The organism is Pseudalkalibacillus decolorationis (assembly GCF_024609785.1).
Classification (GTDB): Bacteria; Bacillota; Bacilli; order Bacillales; family Fictibacillaceae; genus Pseudalkalibacillus; species Pseudalkalibacillus decolorationis.
This window is the reverse complement of sequence record NZ_JANHJQ010000005.1, coordinates 40,704-65,652: the sequence shown is the minus strand read 5'-3', so window position 1 is coordinate 65,652 and position 24,949 is coordinate 40,704. Positions and strand designations below refer to the sequence as shown.

Annotated in this window: 26 protein-coding genes and 2 riboswitches; of the genes, 23 read left to right on the top strand and 3 right to left on the bottom strand. The window is 40.0% G+C overall.

Annotation, left to right across the window (positions count from 1 at the left end):
- Positions 1–75 precede the first annotated feature (75 nt).
- Positions 76–245, top strand: a riboswitch (Lysine riboswitch).
- A gap of 123 nt (positions 246–368) precedes the next feature.
- The 7 genes from lysA to NON16_RS06200 all read left to right on the top strand — a co-directional run bounded on the left by lysA (position 369) and on the right by NON16_RS06200 (position 6,741).
- Positions 369–1,694 (top strand): diaminopimelate decarboxylase, encoded by a 1,326-nt coding sequence (lysA, locus tag NON16_RS06230; protein WP_257347810.1) that lies wholly within the window; start codon positions 369–371, stop codon positions 1,692–1,694.
- A gap of 84 nt (positions 1,695–1,778) precedes the next feature.
- Complete coding sequence (locus tag NON16_RS06225) at positions 1,779–2,213, top strand: peptidylprolyl isomerase (protein ID WP_257347808.1); 435 nt, start codon at positions 1,779–1,781, stop codon at positions 2,211–2,213.
- 123 nt (positions 2,214–2,336) lie between these two features.
- A riboswitch (FMN riboswitch) is annotated at positions 2,337–2,487 on the top strand.
- Positions 2,488–2,701: 214 nt separating this feature from the next.
- Positions 2,702–3,811 carry a bifunctional diaminohydroxyphosphoribosylaminopyrimidine deaminase/5-amino-6-(5-phosphoribosylamino)uracil reductase RibD gene (gene ribD / locus NON16_RS06220; protein WP_257347806.1) on the top strand — a complete coding sequence of 370 codons (1,110 nt, stop codon included), beginning with the start codon at positions 2,702–2,704 and terminating at the stop codon, positions 3,809–3,811.
- On the top strand, positions 3,793–4,440 hold the full coding sequence (ribE, locus tag NON16_RS06215; protein ID WP_257347804.1) for a riboflavin synthase: 648 nt from the start codon (positions 3,793–3,795) through the stop codon (positions 4,438–4,440). Before ribD ends, ribE begins: the two co-directional genes overlap by 19 nt.
- A 21-nt stretch (positions 4,441–4,461) precedes the next feature.
- Positions 4,462–5,655 (top strand): bifunctional 3,4-dihydroxy-2-butanone-4-phosphate synthase/GTP cyclohydrolase II, encoded by a 1,194-nt coding sequence (locus tag NON16_RS06210; RefSeq protein ID WP_257347801.1) that lies wholly within the window; start codon positions 4,462–4,464, stop codon positions 5,653–5,655.
- Between the two features lie 64 nt (positions 5,656–5,719).
- On the top strand, positions 5,720–6,190 hold the full coding sequence (ribH, locus tag NON16_RS06205; protein WP_257348060.1) for a 6,7-dimethyl-8-ribityllumazine synthase: 471 nt from the start codon (positions 5,720–5,722) through the stop codon (positions 6,188–6,190).
- A gap of 179 nt (positions 6,191–6,369) precedes the next feature.
- A complete protein-coding gene (locus tag NON16_RS06200) occupies positions 6,370–6,741 on the top strand; it encodes a GNAT family N-acetyltransferase (protein ID WP_257347793.1) in 372 nt (123 codons plus the stop codon).
- Between the two features lie 240 nt (positions 6,742–6,981).
- Here NON16_RS06200 and NON16_RS06195 read toward each other — a convergent pair whose 3' ends face one another.
- On the bottom strand, positions 6,982–7,512 hold the full coding sequence (locus NON16_RS06195) for a DUF309 domain-containing protein (RefSeq protein ID WP_257347791.1): 531 nt from the start codon (positions 7,510–7,512) through the stop codon (positions 6,982–6,984).
- A gap of 193 nt (positions 7,513–7,705) precedes the next feature.
- Here NON16_RS06195 and NON16_RS06190 point away from each other — a divergent pair, with 193 nt between their 5' ends.
- From NON16_RS06190 to NON16_RS06180, 3 genes are read left to right on the top strand one after another with little or no spacing between them, the layout of a single operon-like run.
- Positions 7,706–8,464, top strand: a complete 759-nt coding sequence (locus NON16_RS06190; RefSeq protein WP_257347790.1) for a segregation/condensation protein A — start codon at positions 7,706–7,708, stop codon at positions 8,462–8,464.
- Positions 8,461–9,072, top strand: a complete 612-nt coding sequence (scpB, locus tag NON16_RS06185) for an SMC-Scp complex subunit ScpB (RefSeq protein ID WP_257347789.1) — start codon at positions 8,461–8,463, stop codon at positions 9,070–9,072. The genes NON16_RS06190 and scpB overlap by 4 nt, the downstream gene beginning before the upstream one ends.
- On the top strand, positions 9,069–9,464 hold the full coding sequence (locus NON16_RS06180; RefSeq protein ID WP_257347788.1) for a hypothetical protein: 396 nt from the start codon (positions 9,069–9,071) through the stop codon (positions 9,462–9,464). Before scpB ends, NON16_RS06180 begins: the two co-directional genes overlap by 4 nt.
- A 45-nt stretch (positions 9,465–9,509) precedes the next feature.
- Here NON16_RS06180 and NON16_RS06175 read toward each other — a convergent pair whose 3' ends face one another.
- Positions 9,510–9,608, bottom strand: coding sequence for a YjcZ family sporulation protein (locus NON16_RS06175; protein WP_257347786.1), 99 nt, complete (start codon positions 9,606–9,608; stop codon positions 9,510–9,512).
- A gap of 153 nt (positions 9,609–9,761) precedes the next feature.
- On the opposite strand from NON16_RS06175, the gene NON16_RS06170 reads away from it, so the two are divergent.
- From NON16_RS06170 to NON16_RS06110, 13 genes are all read left to right on the top strand, one after another.
- The gene (locus tag NON16_RS06170; protein WP_257348059.1) at positions 9,762–10,889 is read left to right on the top strand and encodes a type III polyketide synthase; all 1,128 of its coding nucleotides are present in this window, start codon (positions 9,762–9,764) and stop codon (positions 10,887–10,889) included.
- Positions 10,890–10,904: 15 nt separating this feature from the next.
- On the top strand, positions 10,905–11,477 hold the full coding sequence (locus tag NON16_RS06165) for an isoprenylcysteine carboxyl methyltransferase family protein (protein ID WP_257347785.1): 573 nt from the start codon (positions 10,905–10,907) through the stop codon (positions 11,475–11,477).
- A 128-nt stretch (positions 11,478–11,605) separates the two neighbouring features.
- Positions 11,606–12,775 (top strand): D-alanyl-D-alanine carboxypeptidase family protein, encoded by a 1,170-nt coding sequence (locus NON16_RS06160; RefSeq protein ID WP_257347784.1) that lies wholly within the window; start codon positions 11,606–11,608, stop codon positions 12,773–12,775.
- A complete protein-coding gene (locus NON16_RS06155) occupies positions 12,768–13,361 on the top strand; it encodes a nucleoside recognition domain-containing protein (RefSeq protein ID WP_257347783.1) in 594 nt (197 codons plus the stop codon). The genes NON16_RS06160 and NON16_RS06155 overlap by 8 nt, the downstream gene beginning before the upstream one ends.
- Before the next feature lies 1 nt (position 13,362).
- Positions 13,363–13,890 carry a spore maturation protein gene (locus tag NON16_RS06150; RefSeq protein ID WP_257347782.1) on the top strand — a complete coding sequence of 176 codons (528 nt, stop codon included), beginning with the start codon at positions 13,363–13,365 and terminating at the stop codon, positions 13,888–13,890.
- Between the two features lie 302 nt (positions 13,891–14,192).
- Positions 14,193–14,912 (top strand): pseudouridine synthase, encoded by a 720-nt coding sequence (locus NON16_RS06145; protein WP_257347779.1) that lies wholly within the window; start codon positions 14,193–14,195, stop codon positions 14,910–14,912.
- Positions 14,913–14,993: 81 nt separating this feature from the next.
- Positions 14,994–15,521 (top strand): thiol-disulfide oxidoreductase ResA, encoded by a 528-nt coding sequence (gene resA / locus NON16_RS06140; RefSeq protein WP_257347778.1) that lies wholly within the window; start codon positions 14,994–14,996, stop codon positions 15,519–15,521.
- A 12-nt stretch (positions 15,522–15,533) separates the two neighbouring features.
- Entirely contained in the window at positions 15,534–17,156 is a 1,623-nt protein-coding gene (gene resB / locus NON16_RS06135; RefSeq protein WP_257347777.1) for a cytochrome c biogenesis protein ResB, read from the top strand.
- 14 nt (positions 17,157–17,170) lie between these two features.
- Positions 17,171–18,364 carry a c-type cytochrome biogenesis protein CcsB gene (ccsB, locus tag NON16_RS06130; protein WP_257347776.1) on the top strand — a complete coding sequence of 398 codons (1,194 nt, stop codon included), beginning with the start codon at positions 17,171–17,173 and terminating at the stop codon, positions 18,362–18,364.
- A gap of 134 nt (positions 18,365–18,498) precedes the next feature.
- A complete protein-coding gene (locus NON16_RS06125) occupies positions 18,499–19,218 on the top strand; it encodes a response regulator (RefSeq protein WP_257347775.1) in 720 nt (239 codons plus the stop codon).
- The gene (locus NON16_RS06120; RefSeq protein ID WP_257347773.1) at positions 19,215–21,020 is read left to right on the top strand and encodes an ATP-binding protein; all 1,806 of its coding nucleotides are present in this window, start codon (positions 19,215–19,217) and stop codon (positions 21,018–21,020) included. The genes NON16_RS06125 and NON16_RS06120 overlap by 4 nt, the downstream gene beginning before the upstream one ends.
- A 170-nt stretch (positions 21,021–21,190) precedes the next feature.
- Entirely contained in the window at positions 21,191–21,886 is a 696-nt protein-coding gene (locus NON16_RS06115) for a peptidoglycan DD-metalloendopeptidase family protein (protein WP_257347771.1), read from the top strand.
- A 268-nt stretch (positions 21,887–22,154) separates the two neighbouring features.
- Positions 22,155–24,485, top strand: a complete 2,331-nt coding sequence (locus NON16_RS06110; RefSeq protein ID WP_372508758.1) for an immune inhibitor A domain-containing protein — start codon at positions 22,155–22,157, stop codon at positions 24,483–24,485.
- A gap of 107 nt (positions 24,486–24,592) precedes the next feature.
- Here NON16_RS06110 and NON16_RS06105 read toward each other — a convergent pair whose 3' ends face one another.
- A complete protein-coding gene (locus tag NON16_RS06105; RefSeq protein ID WP_257347765.1) occupies positions 24,593–24,841 on the bottom strand; it encodes a ferredoxin in 249 nt (82 codons plus the stop codon).
- Positions 24,842–24,949: the final 108 nt, after the last annotated feature.

Below are 24,949 nucleotides of genomic sequence, written 5' to 3'. Positions count from 1 at the left end.
GTTAAAAAAGTATTGACATTCAAAAATGATTTATGCTAACATTTAATTTAATTTTTATAAATGCCTCATTTTAAAAAATGGGGTAGAGGCGCAAAACGAATGAGTATGAGTTAAGAGCAGGGATGCGAAGACGAACTCTGAAAGGTCAATTTGCCGAAGTGAACGGTAGCCGAATCCGTTTGCTGGGTCGTTGTTAAACAAACAACGGACTGTCACTACATGTGTAGTGGAGAGCTATTCCAACTGATGAGGTACTCGGTTTGAAACCAGTCAATGTACCTATTTAGATATGTTGGCTGGTTTTTTGATTGGAGTATCGGTTGTTTGTTCTCTCCAACATTTTAGAGATGAGAGAGGAGCTATTAATTATGACGTTTTTAGGTACAGGAACGGTTAATGCGAAAGGACATTTGGCAATTGGAGGAGTCGATACGACCAATTTGGTTAAGGAGTTTGGCTCACCACTTTATGTCTACGATGTCAGTAAAATCAGGATGCAAGCAAGATCTTTCAAACAAGCATTTATTGAACAACATGTAGAAGCAAAGATTGCCTATGCAAGCAAAGCCTTTTCTTGTATGGCGATGCTGCAGTTGGCTGATGAAGAAGGGTTGTTGCTAGATGTTGTGTCAGGTGGAGAACTTTACACGGCTTTGAAAGCAAACTTTCCAACTGAGAAGATTCATTTTCACGGCAATAATAAAAGTCTAGAAGAACTCCGGATGGCAGTAAGAGAGGAAATCGGTTGTATAGTCGTCGACAACTTTTATGAGTTGGACTGTTTAAGTGAACTATGTCGACAATTGAATAAAACAATTCCAATCTTATTGAGGATATCCCCGGGTGTAGATGCACATACACACGAATATATTCTGACAGGTCAGGAGGATTCTAAATTTGGCTTCGACCTTGTAAGCGGTCAAGCGGATCAAGCGTTATCCGAAGCATTGTCTTCCCCTTATCTTAAATTACTTGGTGTGCACTGTCATATCGGTTCACAAATCTTTGAAACAGATGGGTTTGTAATGGCCGTAAAGAAAGTATTCGATTTATTCAATCATTGGATCGATGAGTTCGGATTTGAGGCACAAGTTATCAATCTCGGTGGGGGCTTTGGAATATCGTATACTGAAGAAGATCGACCGTTATCAATTGAAAAAATGATTGGAACTCTCATTTCAGAAGTGAAAGCACAAACAGCAAGCAATGGATTCAAAATGCCAGAAATCTGGGTGGAACCTGGACGATCAATTGTAGGCGAAGCGGGAACTACTCTCTATACAATAGGAGCTGAGAAACGTATTCCAGGAGTGAGAAATTACCTGTCCGTTGACGGTGGGATGAACGATAATTTACGACCAGCACTTTACCAGGCAAAATATAATGCAGTTCTAGCAAATCGTGTTCAAGCAGAGAAGAATCAAACAGTCTCCATTGCAGGTAAGTGTTGCGAATCTGGTGATATGCTAATCTGGGACCTTGAACTTCCAAAGACTCAACAAGGTGATCTCCTTGCGATGTTTTGTACAGGTGCTTATGGCTATTCAATGGCCAATAATTACAATCGATTACCAAGACCTGCCGTCGTATTTGTAGAAAATGGGGATGCTCAACTTGTTGTAGAACGTGAGCGGTATGAAGATCTTACTCGGTTGGACCTGCCATTGCGGAAAGCATTGGTGACAAATGTTTAGGAACGACGAATCCTAGTCATTCCAACTTTACAATTCAAAAAAAAAGAAATAGAATGAAACTACTTGTTAAGAGGAGGCGTTCACATGAAAAAAGGAAGTATCGAGTTTGAAAATGGCGAAAAAGTATTGATTGAGTTTTATCCTGAGGAAGCACCAAATACTGTTGCGAATTTCGAGAAATTAGCCAATGAAGGTTTCTATAATGGCTTAACATTCCACCGTGTAATTCCAGGGTTTGTATCTCAAGGAGGGTGCCCAGAGGGAACAGGGGTAGGTGGTCCAGGGTACACGATTGATTGCGAAACAGAAGGAAACCCACATAAACACGTTCCAGGTGCTCTATCAATGGCACACGCTGGAAAGAACACGGGTGGCAGTCAATTCTTTATTGTTCATGAAAACCAACCGCACTTAGACGGTGTACATACCGTGTTTGGTCAAGTAACTGATGGTTTGGCTTCTGCGTTACGAACACAAAACGGTGATGTTATGAAAGAAGTTAAAGTCTGGGAAGAATAGGTTAAAGGGCTACGCAGTTGCGCGTAGTCCTTTTTGGGCAAGGATAAAAACCAGTTAATCGCGTTATCCTTGCGTCAAAGCCTGAGAAAGAGTAACATGATAAAGAATCAAACAATTCAATAACAAGTCCTTCGGGGTCGGGTGAAATTCCCAACCGGCGGTGATAAAGCGAAAGCTTTTCAGTCCGTGACCCGGTACGATACGCGAAATTCGTAACGGTGGATTCGGTGTAATTCCGAAGCCGACAGTATAGTCTGGATGGGAGAAGGAGAGAACGCGTATAACGCTTAGTATCTGTGTATACACTTTAACCAGTGATACACGGCGTCTTTGCCATACGTATCAATTCAATGGCGATTTCTGAGTATCTGTTCAGATCAATCAGTTGAGTTTAGTTTAGTTCCCTATGCATACATACCCCGAAAGTGCTTTTAAAGCATCTTCGGGTTTTTTGTTTGTATAATAAGTCTTAGATTCTGGGGGTCAATATGGATCATGAAAATTATATGAGGCTCGCGATCGAGATGGCAAAGAACACAAAAGGGCAAACGTCCCCAAACCCATCAGTTGGTGCAGTTGTCGTTCAAAACGGCCGAATTGTAGGGTTAGGTGCTCATTTGAAAGCTGGAGAAGGTCACGCGGAGGTTCACGCACTTCAGATGGCAGGTGAAAAGGCATCAGGGGCTACGGTTTATGTAACACTTGAGCCTTGTAGTCACCATGGAAAAACACCCCCATGTGCGGATCTTGTCATTGAACGAGGGATTGAAACGGTATTTATTGCTACATTAGATCCGAATCCATTGGTGGCTGGAAGAGGAATGGAAAAGTTACAAAAGGCTGGTATCAATGTCCACGTAGGTTTATTGGAGACAGAAGCACTCGAACTAAATCCATTTTTTAATCATTATATGAGGTCCGGACTCCCTTATGTAACTTTAAAGTTTGCCTCCAGCCTTGATGGTAAAATTGCTACGAAAACAGGTCATAGTAAGTGGATTACCTCCGAAGAGGCACGGCAAGATGCGCATCACTATCGCCATAAGCACGATGCGATATTAGTGGGTGTAAATACAGTCATTTCAGATGATCCATCATTAACGACCCGACTGCCTATCGGTGGGAACAATCCAATAAGAATTGTCCTTGATTCTCATTTAAGAATTCCTCTTAATAGTAAGCTTTTGACCGATGAGGAAGCCCGAACGTGGATTGTAACGAGTACACTAGCCACTGAAACGGCCATTCGGGCAGTTGAAAACACTGGTGCCCGTATTATTCAACTAAACGAAGAGAAAATTAACGTTAAAACGGTTTTGCAACTTCTAGGGAATGAAAAGGTCACCTCCGTGTTTGTCGAAGGGGGAGGAACTGTACATGCAAGTTTTATGGCAGAAAGATGCATACAACAAGTGGTGTCATACATTGCACCTATGTTAATCGGTGGAGAAGATGCTCGATCAGTTATTGGTGGCCAAGGTGTAGAATTCATCGATGATGCCTTGCAACTAGAGGTTCAATCGTATGAAACGATCGGCAAGGATATGAAAATCATTTTAGTTCCAAAGGGGGATTTTTCATGTTTACCGGGATCATAGAAGAGGTAGGAACAATCCACTCAGTTCGGCATTCAAGTACTTCCTATGAAGTTAAAATCAATGCAAATAAAGTGCTAGAGGATGTAAAATTAGGCGATAGCATTTCAGTAAACGGGATATGTCTTACAGTGACCTCTTTCACATCGACCTCGTTTACCGTTGATGTGATGCCGGAAACATTATCCTCAACAAATCTAAACCATTTGACTACCAATCAACCTGTCAATTTGGAAAGAGCGATGGCTGCGGGAGGAAGGTTCGGCGGACATTTTGTATCAGGTCATATTGACGGTGTAGGTCAGATCGTTAAACGAGCACCGAAACATAATGCAATTTATTATAAAATCAAAGTTTCTGATGAGCTTCGACGTTTTTTACTGGTGAAAGGTTCAATTGCAGTCGATGGGACAAGTCTAACCATTTTTGAAGTTGATAAAGATGGCTTCACTATTTCACTTATCCCACACACTGTCCAAGAATCGGTCATTGGTGGGAAAATGGAGGGGGATCAAGTCAATATTGAGTGTGATATGCTCGCGAAATATCTCGAGCAGTTGCTTGTCAATCGTGAACACCAGCCCGTACAACAGAGTCTTTCGAAAACGTTTCTTGAAGAAAATGGATTTTAATAACTGAAGGTGGTGAATGGTATGTTTGATCGTATAGAAGATGCAATTTATGAGTTGATACAAGGGAATGTAGTCATTGTTTGTGATGACGAGGATCGTGAAAATGAAGGTGATTTTATTGCATTAGCGGATCGCATAACTTCCGATACAGTAAATTTAATGGTCACGCACGGCCGGGGACTGGTCTGTACACCGATTACAGAAGAATTAGCAGCAAAGCTAGAACTACAACCGATGGTGCAGCATAACACAGACCCACACGGTACTGCTTTTACTGTTAGTATTGACCATAAGACATCAACAACGGGAATTTCTGCTCAGGAACGAGCGGCTACAATTAGGGCTCTTCTTGACCCGACAGCAATCGCAACGGATTTTAAACGTCCTGGGCATGTATTCCCACTAATCGCAAAAAAGGGTGGTGTATTACGTAGGGCAGGTCATACAGAAGCAGCCGTCGATCTTGCAAGGCTTTCAGGGGCTGATCCAGCAGGTGTCATTTGTGAAATTATGAATGAAGATGGAACGATGGCAAGAGTTCCTGAACTACGCAAAATTGCCGAAGAATTCGACTTGAAGATGATTACGATAAAGGATCTAATACAATACCGGAATCGGAAGGACAAGCTCGTCAAAAAGGAAATTGAAATAGAGCTCCCTACTGAAACTGGGGGCTTTAAAGCAGTTGCTTACTCAAATATTCTCGATCAAAAAGAACATGTAGCCCTTGTAAAAGGCGAAATTTTACCAGATGAACCAACACTTGTGCGAGTCCATTCTGAATGCTTAACGGGTGACGTATTCGGTTCGTATCGTTGTGATTGTGGACCACAACTTCATGCTGCATTGGCACAGATTGAGGAAGAAGGTAATGGAGTCCTGCTATATATGCGTCAAGAAGGCCGAGGTATTGGTCTTATTAACAAGATGAAAGCATACAAGCTACAAGAAGAAGGACTCGATACCGTTGAAGCAAACGAAAAGCTGGGTTTTGCTCCAGACCTGCGTGATTACGGGATCGGCGCACAAATATTAAGAGATCTCGGGATAACAAAAATGAAGCTACTCACGAATAATCCTAGAAAAATTAAAGGATTAAGTGGTTATGGCCTTGAAGTAGTTGAGCGCATCCCAATCCAAATGCCTCACCGTAAAGAAAATGAACATTATTTGCGGACTAAGCATGCTAAACTCGGACATATGCTCCATTTTTAGATGGTGTTAAAAAAGTCAACGAATGATAAACTGCGAATTTATATAATCAGGAGGATAATGAATGATGGGTACAATTTATGAAGGACATTTAGTAGGTAGTGGTTTAAAAGTAGGAATTGTTGTCGGGAGATTTAATGAATTCATCACGAGCAAACTTCTTTCAGGTGCTCAGGATGCATTAAAACGCCATGGTGTGAATGAAGAGGACGTTGATCTCGCTTGGGTTCCGGGTGCTTTTGAAATCCCACTAATCGCAAAAAAAATGGTTGATTCAACTAAATACGACGCAGTCATTACGCTCGGAACTGTAATCCGTGGTTCCACTCCTCACTTTGACTATGTGTGTAAGGAAGTTTCAAAAGGTGTTTCAAGTCTTGCGATCGATTCTGGGGTGCCGGTTATCTTTGGAGTACTTACAACTGACTCGATCGAACAGGCTGTAGAACGAGCCGGGACGAAGGCGGGAAATAAGGGCTGGGAAGCTGCAGTCTCTGCTATTGAGATGGGCAATCTTTGCCGTTCTTTTCAAAAGTAAGTACGGTAGGATTCGCAACTTCTATTTAAATCCGCTATACTACTAAAGAAGGTTGAATTAAATGCCGAATCCAAACAATCGTAAACAAGAAAAAGTTTTGATCATCATCTGTATAATTGTTGCTTTCCTGTTATTATTATCGCTAGTCGGAAAGTTATTTAGATAATGAGGGAGAATCTATGTTAATTCGTTACAAGCGAAGTTATGAAAAAATTGCAATGGGCCTTTTGTCGTTTATGCCAAACGAAAAAGATTTGAAGAAGTTGCAACAAACGATCAAGCAATATGAGACTGAAGATGACCAGCAATTGTTTTTGTGGAAAGAAGAGGAAGATATTATCGGAATTATAGGTCTGAAAATGTCCGATGGTGTTGCAGAGCTTCAGCATGTAAGTGTTAATCCTTCTCACCGACATCAAGGGATCGGCCGTATAATGGTCGAGGCATTGAAGCGGATTTTAAAGGAAGAATACATGCTAAAAGCAAACGATGAGACTCGTTCTTTTTTTGAACGATGTGATCAGGTTGAAACGGATAGTGAACAAGAATAAGTGAGAAGAGGGGCTGACCTTAACGTCAATAAACATTGATGTTGGGGTCAGCCTTTTTTTCATGTTAAGAAAGTATAAAAGTTTGCGGCATGGATGTAATGTCCAGCTTCAGCGCCCAACCACTTGGATCACTTCAGGCCTCCTGCGGCGGCAACAGCCTCCTCGTCGGTCTTCCAGTGACCTTCGTGGCTAAGCAGGGCGCTTGCGCTTTTCTTATTGTGGTTTTTCGTTAAAGAATTTCTAAGAATCGGTTCTTCCCTTTTCTCGGAGTAGCTTTTGTTCGATACGTTCTTCGATCACATCAGATCGATCACGCTTCGTATGCTTATGAATTAAGTATTCATTTCCTAAATCGCTAGGCATTCCATATACACAACCTACATGTTTACATTCTTGTTCACACAGTAAAAGTAAATGGTTATCATTGATTGGAAGATTAATACTTTTGTAAGGGTTGTTCTGTCTGAGGTCATTCGTTCTTTCTCTTAATAGAGCTCTGAGCTTACTAGAATCAAGCCCTAAATGATCGATTGCATCTTGTTCTCGTTCAATGATGGATAAAGCACTTTCCATCATTCTCAATGCACCTGAAAAGTTGCATCGGCGCTGATGGTATAGTGCAACGGCAACCTGGATTAAACCGACCCAGTAATCTTTCCGACTGCCTCTCGGTTCAGATTTCCAATGTTCTTCGAGTATTTCATGACATTCGAAGTAGTCTCGTAATCCATGAAAATGTACTAAAAAATCAATATATGGCTTTGGGTACATGACGATTCCTCCACTTCATTTCTATATATAGTTTATCATAGGAATGACTTACAATGAAAAGGATGAAATTGTGATCCTATTAGTGATATGCTATAATATCGACATATTTTCCTCGTTTTATTTGATTAAGAGAAGTTGTTTAAAAAGGATGATTTTATCTACAGGTAGTAGATTATGAGAATGGTGAAAATTTATGAGCGAATACAACGTTAGACTCGATGCGTTCGAGGGACCACTCGACCTGCTATTGCATTTAATCAATCGATATGAGATTGATATTTATGATATTCCTGTTAAAGCGATTACTGAACAATATATGGATTACATACATACCATGCAGGAACTTCAGCTAGATATTGCAAGCGAATACTTAGTCATGGCGGCAACACTACTCGTAATTAAAAGCAAGACGTTATTGCCGAAACGGGAAGAGGAGGATTATGATCAGCAACTTGAGATGGAAGTAGAAGAGGACCCACGGGATGAACTCGTCAGGCGTTTGATTGAATATAGGAAGTTTAAAGAAGCCTCTACGTATTTAAAAGAGAGGGAGATTAAGCGGAGTTTAACGTTGACGAAGCAACCAAGCAACCTTGATCATATCGAGAAACATCAAGAGCCTGTTAATCCTGTTTCGAATATTACTGTGTATGATTTAATCGATGCTTTTCAACGGATATCAACTAAGAAACGGAAACCTAAACCCACTCAAACTAAAATTGATCGTCAGGAAATCCCAATTGAAACTAGGATGACTGAAATTGTTTCAGAGTTACGATTTAATAAAGGGTATCAAACATTTCAGACACTCTTTCCATACCCGAATAAAGAACACCTCGTCGTTACGTTCCTTGCCATCCTTGAGCTTATGAAAACAAAACAAATTTCATGTGTCCAAACGACGAACTTCAATGACATTACGATCCAACTAACAAAGGAGGATGCAGGTTGACAACGAGAGCAGAGCAGAGAGCTGTGATTGAAGGATTACTCTACGTTGTAGGAGATGAAGGATTAGAAGCTAAGCAGATTGCGGATGTATTACAAATTGATCCGATCGAGGTTGAAGAACTGATGCAGGAAATGAAAGATGTCTATACGAAACGTGATCGAGGGATTGAAATTGTTGAAATCGCAGGTGGTTATCAATTTACTACAAAAGCGGCACACATTTCATATTATGAGCGCTTTTTAGAATCACCGACTACAAGTTCATTATCTCAGGCAGCGCTAGAAACCCTCGCAATCATTGCCTATAAACAACCGATTACCCGTACGGAAATTGAGGAAATAAGAGGGGTAAAAACAGAGAAACCGCTTCAGACGTTATCCGCAAAATTGTTGATTAAAGAAGTAGGCCGAGCAGAAGGAACAGGAAGAGCCATATTATACGGGACGACCAAGGACTTTCTTGAATACTTCGGACTCAAGTCTACAGCTGAGTTACCTGTTTTACCTGAAAAGCATGAAGAAGAGGGTGATGAAAGTGAAGCAGACCTTTTCTTCGAGAATTTCGAATCGATTCTCGATCCAGCTGATAATAAGGGGGATGAACAATGATTATAACGTCGTGTAACGGCTATGAACTTGAAAAGTCACAATCCAATTCACCTGAGGACTTTTTTAACCGATCCGAGGTAACTTATACGGTAAAATCCGGTAAGGAACGTACTTTTGCACTGCTGTATCTTCGTTATTTTGACGATTTAATTGGTGAATTGACACCATTTAATGAAAACCCAATCTATGAAATTAATAATCAAAGCGTTCATTTAAAAGATGTGATCGGTCTAATTGCCCTATATCAACACCCTGAGTATGAAAAACGTCATCGCGTATACATAAATGACAATCAACAGTTCGCTGACTTGTTCGAAGGAATCGAACCAGATCAATTGAAGCATATGGTGACAGAGCTTTATGAGAAGGGTAAGCTCAGCCTTTCAAAGTAATATGTAGAATAGGGGATGTTCGAACGATACCATCCCCTATAATAATTAGCCACGAGACCCAGAATAAACAGTAACCCCAATAACAACTAACAATACGAACAAGACCACAACTAAAATAAATCCATTTCCTAATCCTTCAGACATTTAATATCCCCTCTTCCTTATAAGCACTCACCCATACTATATGCATTCGTCTAGTGGGCGGACTAGACGTTTATACCGATTTTACATAATTGTATTAAATAGGTACAAACTTATAAAAAGGTTTTCAAATTGTTAACTTAGTGAACATATATCATAGGTACATATCATTCTAGGAGGACAAAGCCTATGCCTTCGATTTTATCTGTCGGTACGTGTAATCCGGAATATCCGCTTCTTCAAAATGAAACAGTAGAGTTTGCAAAAGAGTTATTTGAGGATCATTTCTCTAATATTGATCGACTATTACGCGTTTTTCAGAATGGTCAAATTGAAACACGTTATTTTGCAAATGGAATGCAATGGTATAAGGAGGAACACTCTTTACAAGAACGGAATGATAAATACATTGAGAAGTCTGTTGAATATGGTGTAGAAGCGATTCGCCAGTGTGTCACCAATGACCACTACTTACAACGCCCTATCCCGATCAATGATATTGACGCAATCCTCTTCATCTCGAGTACCGGACTAGCTACACCTAGTATTGAAGCTCGAATTATGAATATTCTACCGTTTAATCCTCATACGAAACGAATCCCGATTTGGGGTCTTGGCTGTGCTGGAGGTGCAGCAGGATTATCGCGAGCGTATGAACATTGCCTTGCTTATCCATCTTCAAAAGTACTCGTCTTATGTGTGGAATTGTGCAGTTTAACCTTTCAAAAAAATGATATCTCGAAAAGCAATTTGATTGGAACCTCTTTGTTCGCAGATGGGGTCAGTTGTGCACTAATGGTTGGTGATGAGATTCGACGCAGTCAATATAGTTCTCAATCGGCGTCTCCGAAAATAAGAGCTACACAATCTACTTTAATGCCCGATTCTGAAGACGTTATGGGATGGGATGTTAAAGACAATGGTTTATACGTAGTTTTTTCAAAAGATATTCCAAACATTGTTTCCAGCTGGTTACAACCCAATCTGGTAAAGTTTTTACTTGACCAAGATGTTTCATTGGATCAAATACACCATTACATTGCACATCCAGGTGGTTTAAAAGTATTAAATGCATATGCACAGGCTTTATCAATATCAAACAAGATGTTCGAAGATTCGATGCATGTCCTTCGTGACTTTGGAAATATGTCTTCCGCAACTGTACTTTACGTCCTTGAACGATTCATGAATAAAACAATCGAAGAGGGAGAACTAGGTATATTGCTGGCTCTTGGTCCAGGGTTTAGTTCTGAAATATTACTTCTGGAGTGGAGCAGTGATTAAAAGGGGGTGAGCTTGTTGGTTTTGTTTTTAATCTTTACATCTTTATTGGTTCTTCAGCGTGTGATGGAGCTTATTGTAGCAAAGCGAAATGAAATGAAAATGAAACAACTAGGAGCGGTTGAGCTGGGTCAGGAGCATTATGTATATATTGTATTGCTTCATTCCTTTTTCTTTATTAGTTTTATAGTAGAAGTGGTATTAACTGGATACCGACTATCCCCATTAGCATCGATCCTATTTGTGATGTTTATTTTCCTCCAAGCACTGAGAATCTGGACCATTCGTTCCTTAGGAATGTTTTGGAATACGAAAGTAATCATTCTTCCTGATGCAAATGTTGTGAAACGTGGGCCTTACCACTTTCTAAGACACCCGAATTATGTAATCGTAGCTCTTGAAATTGTTATTATCCCCATACTCTTTAATGCATACGTTACAGCGATTTTGTTCTCAGTGCTGAATTCCTTATTACTTACTTTTGTTCGAATCCCCTTTGAAGAGAAGGCATTATCTGATCAGTCCAATTATTCAAATGCATTTGCCAGCACTCCGAAATTTTTACCCCAAACAACAAAAAGACAACGTTAATCAATTTGTTTACCATAAAAATATTACGTTTACATTATCAAAAACACACACGGCTACAATTATTTTAAATCATATCCTGTCTATTTCGGCATAAACTTGTACAAAACAAGGCTAAGGGACGGGATGTTATGGGTTCAATACTAACAAAAAGGGCAATGATCATAAGTTTATCCTTACTACTCTTACTGTTTTTCGTACCACTTGCAAACACCGTATATGCCCAAAATCCAGGTGTGTCCGCTCAGGCAGCCGTGTTGATGGACCAGGACTCTGGTCGTGTCCTTTTTGGTAAGAACGAGCATGAAAAAATGCGAATCGCAAGTATTACTAAGATTATGACAGCCGTTCTTGCAATCGAATCAGGGAAAATGGATGAAATGGTTAAAGTAAGCGAACGAGCTGTCTATACAGAAGGATCATCCATTTATTTAAAGCAGGGAGAAAGAATCCTATTAGAGGATCTTGTGTATGGGTTGATGCTTCGGTCAGGTAATGATGCAGCGGTAGCGATTGCAGAACACGTTGGAGGAAGTTTAGACGGCTTTGTCTTTTTAATGAATCAGAAGGCTACAGAAATTGGAATGAGAGATACATATTTTTCAAATCCTCATGGACTTGATGATCATGAAAAACATTTTTCAACAGCCTATGATATGGCACTTCTTACCAAATACGCGATGAATAATGGTAAATATAGAAAAATTGCTGGTACAAAGACCCATAAGGCGCCTCAAGAAGGAGAGAAATGGGGGCGGGTATGGAAAAATAAAAATAAACTATTAAGAATGTATGAGTACTCTACCGGAGGAAAGACCGGTTTCACAAAACGTGCAAAACGGACTCTTGTATCTACTGCTGAAAAGGAAGGCATGGGATTGATCGCTGTTACTTTAAATGATGGAGATGATTGGCAGGACCATATCAATTTGTTTGAATGGGGTTTTGAGACCTATGATCTCGTACCAATTGTTGAAAAAGGCACGATAGAGGGTTTAGAGGGTGAGATATACAAAGATTCTGTTGAAACGGTAAGGAGCTTTTTGTATCCATTGACAGAAAAGGAAAAGTCGCAAGTGAAGAACGAGATTACATTAATCCCACCACCGAAAGAAGGAGAATGGAAGAATAAACTTCCAAGCCCCATAGGTAAGTTAACGATCCATGTAGCTGATCAAACGATAGGTACAATGCCCTTATTTATAGAAGGAACCCACAGAAATTTTGAACAGAAAACATTCTGGGAGACAATGAAGAACGTTGTTAAAAAATTCTTTGTGATTACGGTGCCTTATGGTTAATATTATCTGGGTGTTCATGTTCGTTTTTGGTCTGCTTTTTGCAGCAATCAATGGAACAATGGATGAAGTGAACAAGGTTTTATTTAAGAGTGCTCAGGAAGCAGTTGTGATTTGTATCGGGTTAATAAGTATACTCGTTTTCTGGCTCGGCCTGATGAATATTGCAAAGACAGCAGGGCTACTAGATAAATTAACAGGGTTATTTCGCCCAGTTGTGAGTAGGATATTCCCTGAAGTTCCGAAAGACCATCCGGCAATGGGCTATATTTTATCAAATATGGTCGCCAACCTTTTTGGGCTGGGGAATGCTGCTACACCAATGGGGATCAAAGCGATGGAGGAAATGAAACGTTTAAATAATGATCGAGTAGAGGCTTCGCGTTCCATGATTACGTTCTTAGCAATTAATACCTCAAGCTTAACGCTAATCCCAACGACAGTCATTGCGATTCGAATGAACTATGAATCGGCTTCACCGACAGAAATTGTTGGTACTACAATCATTGCAACTGCCTGTTCTACGATATCAGCGATTTTGATTGATCGGTATTTTTATACACGTAGAGTAAGAAAAAGGAGGCTCTAGTGTGGGTATTGTTACAATCATTTCTATCTGGATCCTCCCCTGTCTAATTGGTTTTGTTCTTGTTTATGCAACGTTTAAACGTGTACAGACCTATGAAGAGTTTGTAGAAGGTGGGAAAGAAGGTTTTTCAATTGCCATTTCCATCATACCTTATCTAGTAGGAATGCTTGTTGCAATTTCAGTATTTCGTGCATCTGGTGCGATGGACTTTTTGATTCAGATTATAAAGCCATTCTTATCAGCAGTTGGGGTACCAAGCGAGGTTGTGCCGCTTGCCCTTATTCGACCTATCTCAGGAACAGGTGCGCTCGCAATGACATCAGATCTAATAGCAACACACGGTCCGGACTCTTTCATCGGACGTTTAGCCTCCACAATGCAAGGTAGTACAGATACGACCCTTTACATACTAACCGTCTATTTTGGGGCGGTTGGTATCCGTAAGATGGGAGATGCGTTAAAAGTTGGGTTACTTGCTGATCTGGTAGGGATAATTAGTGCTGTAATCGTCGTTATTCTTGTATTTTAGGAGGATTTCTAATCCCATAACAAGTCGTTCTGATATTGGAAGGTAGTAAAAAAGCGGGTGACTCCTTGTGAGTCACCCGCTTTTTTCATATTGAGGTAAGAAAGTATAAAATTTTGATGCAGAGAGGCAATGTCTAGCTCCAGCGCCCAGCCACTCGGATCACTTCAGTCCCCTTCCGGCGGCAACAGCCTCCTCAGTGGCCTTCCAGTGACCTTCGTGGCTAGCCAGGGCGCTTGCGCTTTTCTTATTAGAAACTTGAGAATTAAAGAATCGAAGAGTATGATGGAAAATGAGGTGAAAGTATGGACCGCTTACAAAAAGTGATTGCACAAGCTGGAATTGCTTCTCGCAGAAATGCTGAGAAGCTTATAGAAGATGGAAAAGTGAAAGTAAATGGGACAACCGTGACCGAACTAGGAACTAAGGTTAGCCCCTCCGATGAAATAGAAGTGAACGGAGTACCAATTGAAAAAGAAGCACCTGTGTACTTCCTTTTTTATAAACCGTCTGCTGTTATTTCTAGTGTAAAGGATGAAAAGGGAAGGAAAGTCGTTACCGATTATTTTCCAGAGATTGAGCAACGCCTGTTCCCAATTGGAAGACTGGACTATGATACATCCGGCCTCTTGTTACTGACTAACGATGGTGAATTTGCTAATTTACTTATGCACCCCAAGTATAAAGTGGAGAAGCACTACATTGTAAAAACAAAAGGGATCCCTTCGAAACAGGACATAAATCAGCTAGCCCTTGGGGTTCGTCTTGAAGATGGAAAAACGGCACCTGCAAAAGTAAGGCTGAAAAGTTTAGAGAAGAAAAAGCAAACAGCAATAGTGGAGATTACCATACATGAAGGTAAAAATCGGCAGGTGAGAAGGATGTTCGATGCGATCGGATTTCCTGTTCAAAAATTAAAGCGTGAACGATATGGTTTATTGGATTTGAAAGGATTAAACCCTGGAGAATTTCGTCCACTTACTCCGCATGAAATTAAACAATTACGGACTCTAGCTGTCACATAAACGTCAAAAAAACCCTGTTAACACAGAGAAAAATAGCGTTATAGTAGATAAGGAAGAAGACTAGATTGGAGCGACTGCCAAATGAAAAAACGACAACGTTTAATCATGCGTTCACTCATATTGGTTGTAATAGCCCTTGCCCTTGGATACTCCCTCTACGAAACGGTGTTCAGCAACCAGAAAGGACTCGTCGAAGTAGGGGATACGGCTCCAAACTTTGCTCTACAAGACTTAGAAGGAAATAAAGTTGAGCTAGAAGATTATAAAGGTCAAGGTATATTCTTGAATTTCTGGGGTACATATTGCCCGCCGTGTGAAAAAGAAATGCCTGCAATGCAACGTCAATATGAAAAATACAAGGATGAGGGTGTCGTCATTCTTGCTGTCAATATTGCAGAATCTCAATTTACGGTGCAAAACTTTGCCGATCGCTTAGGACTAACTTTTCCGATTGTCCTAGATGAGCAGCGGGAAGTAGTAGATGCTTATGGAGTAGGAAATTTACCTGCAACGTATCTTATTTCACCAGAGGGGAAAGTAATTAAGAAGACAACAGGAGAACTAACTGACACAGTCATTCGAAATTATTTAGAAAAAATCAAACCATAACGGGGTGTTCAAATGGACAAGGTTAAATGCGAGTGCAGCCATCTGAATCCCTACGGTACAATAATTTGTGAATCATGTGGTAAGCCTATTAAAGAAAACGAGTCTACAGAGCTACTAAATATGAGGTATGAAGGTAGTGCTCGACGCTCGCAAACCTATAACACCAATGTTGTTGATAAGATTTGGAATTTCTTTTCGAGTGTTAAGGTTGGCGTATGGCTGATTGTGATTACCTTGATTGCTTCAGCAGTCGGGACAATTTTCCCGCAAGAGATGTATATTCCAACATCAGCCGATCCAGCTTTATACTATGAGGAAGAATATGGTTTTCTTGGTGACGCTTATTACCAACTGGGATTCCATAACCTCTATACTTCATGGTGGTTCGTATTACTATTAGGTTTAATAGGTGTTTCGTTAATTGTTGCAAGTATTGACCGTGGTATACCGCTGTACCGTTCTTTAAAAAATCAGCGTGTAACTAAACACGACAATTTCTTGAAACGACAGCGCATGTTTTCCACTACAAAGCGTGGTGATGATGAAGAACAGCTTTTGGAAGAAATTATTTTTCGCTTGAAGGAAAAGCGGTACCGTGTACGTAAAGAGAATGGAAGCATTCTTGCTGAAAAAGGAAGATTTTCACGATGGGGACCTTATGTTAATCATGTAGGACTTATCATCTTTTTATTAGGAGCAATGCTAAGAAGTGTGCCAGGGATGCACTTAGATGATGATATGTGGGTTCGTGAAGGAGAAACAAAAGCGATCGATGGCACAGATCACACCTATTATCTCAAAAACGAGAAATTCACATTCGAAGTGTATGACGAAGAGAATGACCAATATTCTGAGGCATTGGAACGGGTTCAACAACCTATTCCGAAAAATTATCAAAGTGATATCATTCTTTATAAAGCTGGAGAAAAGCTACCTGGAGCAAAACCAGAGCTCGAAAAAGTAAAGGAATATTCAATTCAAGTGAACAAACCACTCAAATTTGAAGACTTTGCTGTATTCCAAGTGGACTATCGTCAGGAAATGCGGAAGATGAACTTTAAGCTTGAGAATAGCGAGACAGGGAAAGCACTTGGTAAATTCAAGGTCGATCTCTTAAACCCGAAAGAAGTGTACAAGCTTGATAATGGTAGGAAAGTGGTATTGCAAAACTACTTCCCTGATTTCTATTTTGATGCTGAAAACAATAAACCAGCTACAAAAACAAACATACCGAATAATCCAGCATTTATCTTTAAAATGTTTACACCTGAGACACCAAAAGGTGAAATTGCGTTCATAGGGATTCGTCAAAACCTTGATCCATCAAATGATAATCAGTATAAAATCACATTCGATGGAATTGAAACGGAGTTTATAACCGGTTTAACCGTTAAGAAGGATAAAACCCTACCAATGCTTCTAATTGGAGGTATTATTTTCATGCTTGGGGTTGTTCAAGGATTGTACTGGAACCATAGACGAATATGGGTCAAAATTACAGAGGACGAAGTTTGGATGGCCGCTCATACGAACAAAAACTGGTATGGTGTGAAACGTGAAGTAGATGATGTTACAACGAAATTAGGAATCAATCAATTAGTTGATTATCAGGAAGGTAAAGAACCAAATAACTAGAAAGGAGGCAACAAATGGCTCAGTTAAGTAGTACTTTATTGTATATCGCATTCTTCATTTATATGGTCGCAATGGTCGTATTTACTATTTCGATTACAGTAAAAAAGAGCACTCAAGCAGACCAGAAAACAAATAAATGGGGAATTGGAGGATTTATCCTTGCCATTCTTGGTTTCCTTACCCAGCTTGGATACTTTATTACCCGGTGGATTGCTGCAGGACATGCTCCCGTAAGTAACTTGTTTGAGTTCACAACTTTTTTTGGCATGATGATGGTATTCGGTTTCATTGTAATTTACGCAATCTATCGACTTAATGCGATCGGCGTGTTTGCAATGGTGATTGCACTACTCGTCATTGCATACGCAAGTATGTTCCCAAAAGAGGTTGAGCCGCTCATTCCAGCGCTTCAAAGTGACTGGTTGAAAATCCATGTGACGACTGTGGCGCTTGGAGAAGGAATTTTAGCAATAAGCTTTGTTGCCGGATTAATATACTTAATTGCAAAAATCGACCAAACAAGACGATCGTTAAAAACAGTAATGCTAGAGGTAATTCTCTATTCATTATTAAGTGCTCTTGGATTTATTCTTGTTTCAATTGCATTTAGTACAATGGACTACGAAGTAAGCTTCAAGTGGGTGGATGAACAAGAAAAACCAGCTACACTAACGTATCAAATGCCTGCAATCGCTGGTCCCCATGATGGTGAGAAATTAACCGACAATCGTTTTGGTCCTTTGTTTGAGGCTCCTGCTTGGATGGAGGGTGTTGAAGCACCTAAGAAATTAAACACATTTATCTGGTCGTTGTTTAGTGGCTTACTCCTGTATGGACTATTGCTTCTCAGTCTCAGAAAACGGATTGGTGCAGCGATTCAACCTGCCTTTAAAAATGTGAACCTACAGCTGGTAGATGAGATATGTTACAGGGCAGTTGCGATTGGTTTCCCGATTTTTACACTTGGTGGATTAGTGTTCGCAATGATTTGGGCATACGACGCCTGGACGCGAATTTGGGGTTGGGATCCAAAGGAAGTATGGGCATTGATTACATTCCTCTTTTATGCAGCTTATTTACATTTGCGTCTATCGAGAGGATGGCATGGGGAAAAATCCGCATGGCTTTGCGTTGTCGGGTTCCTTATCATTATGTTTAACCTAATTGCAGTGAATCTGGTCATTGCCGGTTTACACTCATATGCATAATAATTAAATCGTGGGGTTGATCCATAAGTATCTGGTTTGTTCATAAATGACCTGATACCTTACATCAGGATCAGCCCCTTTGTCACACTTGATAAATTTATGTAGAATGAATCGAAAGGAAGGGTGTGTTAAGCATGGAAAAGGAAGCACGAATCTTAGTTGTTGATGATGAGGAACGCATTCGGAAATTGTTGAAAATGTATTTAGAACGAGAAAACTTTGAAGTTGTTGAGGCAGAGGATGGAGAAACAGCATTAACAATTGCAAATAATGAGGAATTTGATCTCATTCTCCTTGACTTGATGCTCCCGGAAATGGATGGAACCGAAGTCTGTGAACAATTAAGGTTGCACAAAGCGACACCCATTATCATGCTAACGGCAAAAGGCGAAGAATCAAATCGAGTTCAAGGGTTTGAAGCAGGTGCAGATGATTATGTCGTTAAGCCATTTAGTCCACGTGAAGTTATACTACGTGTAAAAGCACTTTTACGCCGATCGACTGTAACGAAATTCTTACATACGGATACAGTCAGCAAAGATGTGCTCGTGTTCTCTAGTTTAACGATTGATAATGATGCACACCGTGTTACCGCTGATGGAAAAGAAATCAATCTCACCCCTAAAGAATACGAACTCTTACTGTACCTAGCAAAAACACCTGATAAAGTTTACTCCAGGGAACAACTATTGAAGGATGTATGGAACTATGAGTTCTTTGGGGATCTTAGAACGGTAGATACACACGTTAAAAGGCTAAGAGAGAAATTAAACCGTGTTTCTCCTGAGGCTGCCTTGATGATCACAACAGTGTGGGGAGTCGGATATAAGTTCGAGGTAGACGAAAAAGAATGATCTGGAGAAGTGTTGTAGGAAAGCTTTGGGGGACAATACTCCTTCTTGTATCCGTCGTACTCTTTATCTTAACCGTCCTTTTGCTTCAATTTTTCGAGAACTTTATCGTAGAAGATGCAAAGGTACAACTCACTCAGCTTGCGGAATCTTTGTCTGAAATGATTGAAGAAGAAGGGGAACTTGAACAATCGATTAATACGGTTTCTACTATTGTCGATGCCCATTCAAGTAATGTGATTGTGGTCGGAGAGGATACGAAATTTTCACATGCTTCAGATAAGACGATGCTACCGCTCATTCCATATTCAATGTTCCGAAAAGATGAAGATCTTTCGAAGGTGCTTGAGAACCAGGAGACTGTAGATGTCCAAGGTGACTTTCCGATTAAACGAAATGGGACAACTCAACATAACGAAATTCTTATTGTTGGAGTACCTGTTCAATTATCTTCTACAGAGCAAGGAGCCATCTATATTTATCAGTCGCTTGAACTCATCGAAGAAACAAATCAAAAAGCAAAGCAGATTATCTATTTATCTGCAGGGATTGCAATCATATTGACGACCATTTTCGCATTTTTCCTTTCGACACGTATTACCGCCCCATTACGACGTATGCGTGAAGCAGCAGTTGAAGTAGCTCAAGGTAAATTCGATACGAAGGTTCCGATTCTAACTCACGATGAGATTGGTGAACTCGCCTTATCGTTTAACAGAATGGGGCGCCAGCTGAAGAACAATATAAACGCATTAAGTCAGGAAAAAGAACAATTGTCGAGTATACTAAGCAGTATGGCGGATGGTGTTATTACGTTCGATGGAAAAGGAAAGATTCTAGTTACTAACCCTCCCGCTGAACGATTTGTTCAAGCCTGGTACTATGAAAATGGTATGCAGGATCAGAGGGAGAGTGGTGAGGAAGTACCAGAACAAATAAATGAATTATTCCTACAGGTTGTAAATTTAGAAAAAGAACAAATGGCGGAAGTAAGTATTCAAGGTAGAAGCTGGGTAGTTGTCATGACTCCACTTTATAACCACTCCTATGTACGTGGTGCAGTAGCTGTCTTTCGGGACATGACAGAAGAACGACAGCATGATAAACTTCGCAAAGATTTTATCGCCAATGTCTCACATGAATTACGGACACCGATTGCAATGCTTCAAGGATATAGCGAAGCAATTATAGATGATATTGCAGGTACGGAAGAAGAGAAGAAGGATATCGCACAAATTATTTATGATGAGTCTCTTCGAATGGGACGTCTCGTAAATGAACTATTAGACCTAGCTCGAATGGAAGCAGGGTTTGTTTCACTGAACTTTGCTGAAATTCAGCTTAACGAATTTTATAAGCGCATTGTTCATAAGTTTCAAGGTCTGTCTAGGGAACGGAATGTTGGAATCGAGTTGAGTTTACCGGAAGAGTCAGTACAATTCCATGCAGATGCAGATCGTATCGAACAAGTAATGACCAACCTGATTGATAATGCATTGCGACATACCAACTCAGGTGGTTCAGTCCATGTATCGATGAAAAACAATGAAGCAGGTATTACGGTTGAAGTAACTGATACGGGTACTGGCATCCCGAATGAAGATTTGCCGTTTGTATTTGAGCGTTTCTATAAAATAGATAAAGCAAGAACGAGAGGGCGATCAGGAACAGGTCTTGGGCTTGCAATTGTCAAAAATATTGTAGAAGGACATGGTGGAAAGATTTCCGTGCATAGTAGGGTAAATGAGGGCACGACATTTACATTCTTTTTACCTCGAAAAGAAGAGAAAGAAATCCTAAAATGACGACAAATCTTGTTTCATGCGTAACAGTAGGCGAAATAGACTGCAAATATGTGCATATTACACTATAATTACAATTGATTATACAAGTTATAAAAATGACCTTACCTCCATAGGATATGTTATGTGCTTGTCCAAGCCCGAACATACACTTTAATGGAGGTATTTTTATATTGAAAAAAGCTCTTGGTTTTTTGGTGATTGTATCATTTATGTTTCTCTTGATCATACATACGACAGATGAAGTTTCTGCAGAAGGCTCTGCAAGGAGTGATAGTGAATCAGATTGGGAATGGCCTGTGATTGGGGAACTAACGGACCATTTCGGGACACGTGGTGGTAATCATTATGGTGTCGATATAGCTGCTCCCAGCGGTTCTGAGGTCCGTGTTGTCGAGGATGGAACAGTTAAGAAATCCTACTATTCGACCTCATATGGGCATGTTGTTTTTGTTCGTCATGTAAATGGATTAGAGACAGTGTATGCCCATTTGAGTGAGCGACTTGTTCCAAAGGGCAAACAAGTGAAAAGAGGGACAATAATCGGGACTGTCGGTAATACAGGTAATTCACATGGAAACCACCTCCATTTTGAAGTTCATGAAGGAGAATGGAACGCACATAAAACGAAGGCTGTTGACCCAGTCGTCTATTTTGATCAAACATTGGAGAGAGTTACAGTGGAGGCTGAAACCATTGAAACTGCATCGACTATGAAATCAAATAAGAGTGAAGTAACCGTACAAAAAGGTGATACTCTTTGGGGGATTGCAAATGAATATGGAGTTACTGTTGACACAATCAAAGAGTGGAATCATCTCAAAACCGATTTGATTGTGGTTGGACAAACACTTAACGTATTAAAGTAAAAATTTATACGAATGTCGAACATTGTTAGAACATAAAAGAAAGTCCCGAAAGAAAATAGAAGGAAACTCCTGTATTTTGTAGAAATTTTTTAAAAAGCAGATAAATATAGAATATTCTGCTAAATTATAAGGCCTATTTTCGTGAGCAGAAAAATAGGACAAAGGGGGTATTCGTAGATTCGCTCATTCATAAAACAAAAACAGGAGGTTAGGAAACTTGAAAAATTGGAAAAAGAAGTTAGGAGTTTCGACTCTCTCATTTGGTTTAATGCTAGGTTCGTTTGCACCACTTGCATCAGCCGCACCAGAAGTAAGTCCATTGAAACCTGACTTAACTCAACCCGGTCCTATTGATGCAGGAATTGTAAACGATGAGAAGTTGATCGAATCTCTTATTGAACGTGGACAAATACCAAAAGGACTAAGCGCTGCAGGTAAAGAAAAGGCATTGAAACAATATTTGAAAAAGAGGACAAATCTTCATGAAGATTCACTAGAGCATAAAGGAGTTTTTGAGGAACATAAAAATGATAAACTTGAGGATACTAGAGAAAAACTACGTAAGGGTAAAGCTTTTAAAAATATAGAAAAAGGTAAAGGGAAACAGAATCGTTATCATCTCCCATCAATTAATAAAGAAAAATGGACTGGTGATATTAGAACAGATAATGTTCTTGTTTTGCTTATCGATTTTCCGAATTACGAGAATGGTAGTATTCTAGAAGGCGAAACGGACATGTATTATGATAATTATCCTACCGAACACTATCAGCAAATGATTTTTGGCGAGGAAGGCTACCAAGGTCCGGGTGGGGAAAATCTGATCTCAATGAAACAATATTATGAACAGCAGTCTGGAGGAAGTTATACAGTTGAGGGTGAGGTTGCCGGCTGGTATACTGCTGAACATCCAGCGGCTTATTATGGAGGTAATGTACCTACACCAGATGGGAATGACGCAAAACCTAGGTCTCTAGTTGCTGAAGCCTTGAAACATGCTGGTCAGGATCCAAATCTTGATTTAGGTGAGTATGATCAAGAGGATCGTTATGATCTTGATGGTGATGGAGATTTCCGTGAACCAGATGGGATTGTCGATCACTTAATGATCATACACGCGGGTGTTGGAGAAGAAGCTGGCGGGGGAGCACTTGGTGGAGATGCGATCTGGTCTCATCGTTGGAATTTAGGAGGAGTATTTGCTATACCTGGTACGGAAACAGATGTTCCTTATTGGGGCGGGCAAATGGCCGCTTATGATTATACAATTGAACCCGAAGATGGGGCAACAGGTGTATTTGCCCATGAATACGGACATGATCTAGAATTACCTGATGAGTATGATACACAATATTCTGGTGCAGGAGAGCCGATTGCTTATTGGTCAATTATGAGTAGTGGCAGTTGGGCAGGAAAAATTCCAGGGACTGAGCCAACAGGATTCAGTCCATATGCAAAAGAGTTTTTACAAGGGTATGTAGGTGGAAATTGGTTAAGTGGTAAATCAATTGATGCAACGGACTCATCCTTTAAAGGGGACTTTGTATTTTTGGATCAAGCCAATGACAAAGGGACATTAAATGATGCAGTAAGAGTTAATTTACCAGATAAAGAAACGATTGTGAATGAACCATATAGTGGTGAGTATGAATATCACGGTGGAAGTGGAAATGAACTTGATAATTCAATGATAACGACAGTGGATTTATCACAAGCAACGAGCGCTGAGCTTACCTTTAAGGCTTGGTATGAGATTGAACAAGACTGGGATTATGCATCCGTTCAAGTTAAGGAAGAAGGATCTGAAAATTGGGTTGCGATTCCGGGTAACCTAACGACAACGGATGATCCGTATGAACAAAATCCTGGCCATGGTATTACGGGTCATTCTGGTGGATGGGTCGATGGAGCGTTTGACTTATCTTCCTACGCAGGAAAGACTGTTCAGTTAAAACTAAATTATTGGACAGATGTAGCGGCTGTTGAACGAGGTTTTTATGTAGATGATATCGCAATCAACATAGACGGATCACAAGTATTGATGGATGATGCAGAAGGAGAAAGCCCTTTCACATTAGAAGGATTTGAAAAAAGTACTGGTAAATTCAAATCTGAACATTATTATTTACTAGAATGGAGAAACCACCAAGGTGTCGATCTTGGATTAAAGCATATCGCCCGTGGTGAATCATTGATGGAGTATGATGAGGGTCTAATGGTTTGGTATGTAGATAATTCTTACCAGGAAAACTGGACTGGAATTCATCCTGGTGAAGGATTCCTTGGAGTAGTTGATGCACATCAAAAAACATTAAAATGGAGCGACGGATCAGTGGCTGCGACGAGATATCAAATTAATGATGCTGCATTCGGTTTAGAAAAAACGAATAGAGAGTTTCTCGATTACAGTGATACATTAGGGATCACTTTAACTTCAGAAAAGTTGAAAGGTGATCGTATGTTTGATGACTCGGATGATTATTTAAATAATGGATTACCTGATGCAGGGCGTAACATTCCTGATTATGGATTGAGATTCATTGTTCTTTCCCAAGCTAAGGACAAATCCACTGCTTTAATTGGAATTCTGAAACAATAACGCAACAACATTTTATACTTAACTATCGAAAAAGAACGGCATCTTTGTTGTAAAAAGATGCCGTTCTTATAAGTTAAAGTGAAGAACCAATGGTCTATCCTCTTACTTTATTCAAACTTCGTAGCGTCACCATCAAACGGTTCATCAGCGATTTTGATGGAATCCGTAGGACATCCTTCAAACGCATCCGTCATATCTTCGTGAAGAATATCAGGAATTTCTACAATCCCTTCATTATCATCGAGTGTTACAAACGCAATTCCTTCATCATCGTAATCATAGATATCTGGTGCAGCTGCTCCACAAGCCCCACATGCGATACAAGTTTCTTTGTCCACAATTGTATACTTTGCCATTTCGAAATAACCCTCCTAGAAATTGATGAAACTGTTCTCCTGTTATCTATCCTATTATCATTAAACAAAACAGTTCATATTCTCCAAATGAAATCAATTTTAATCCTC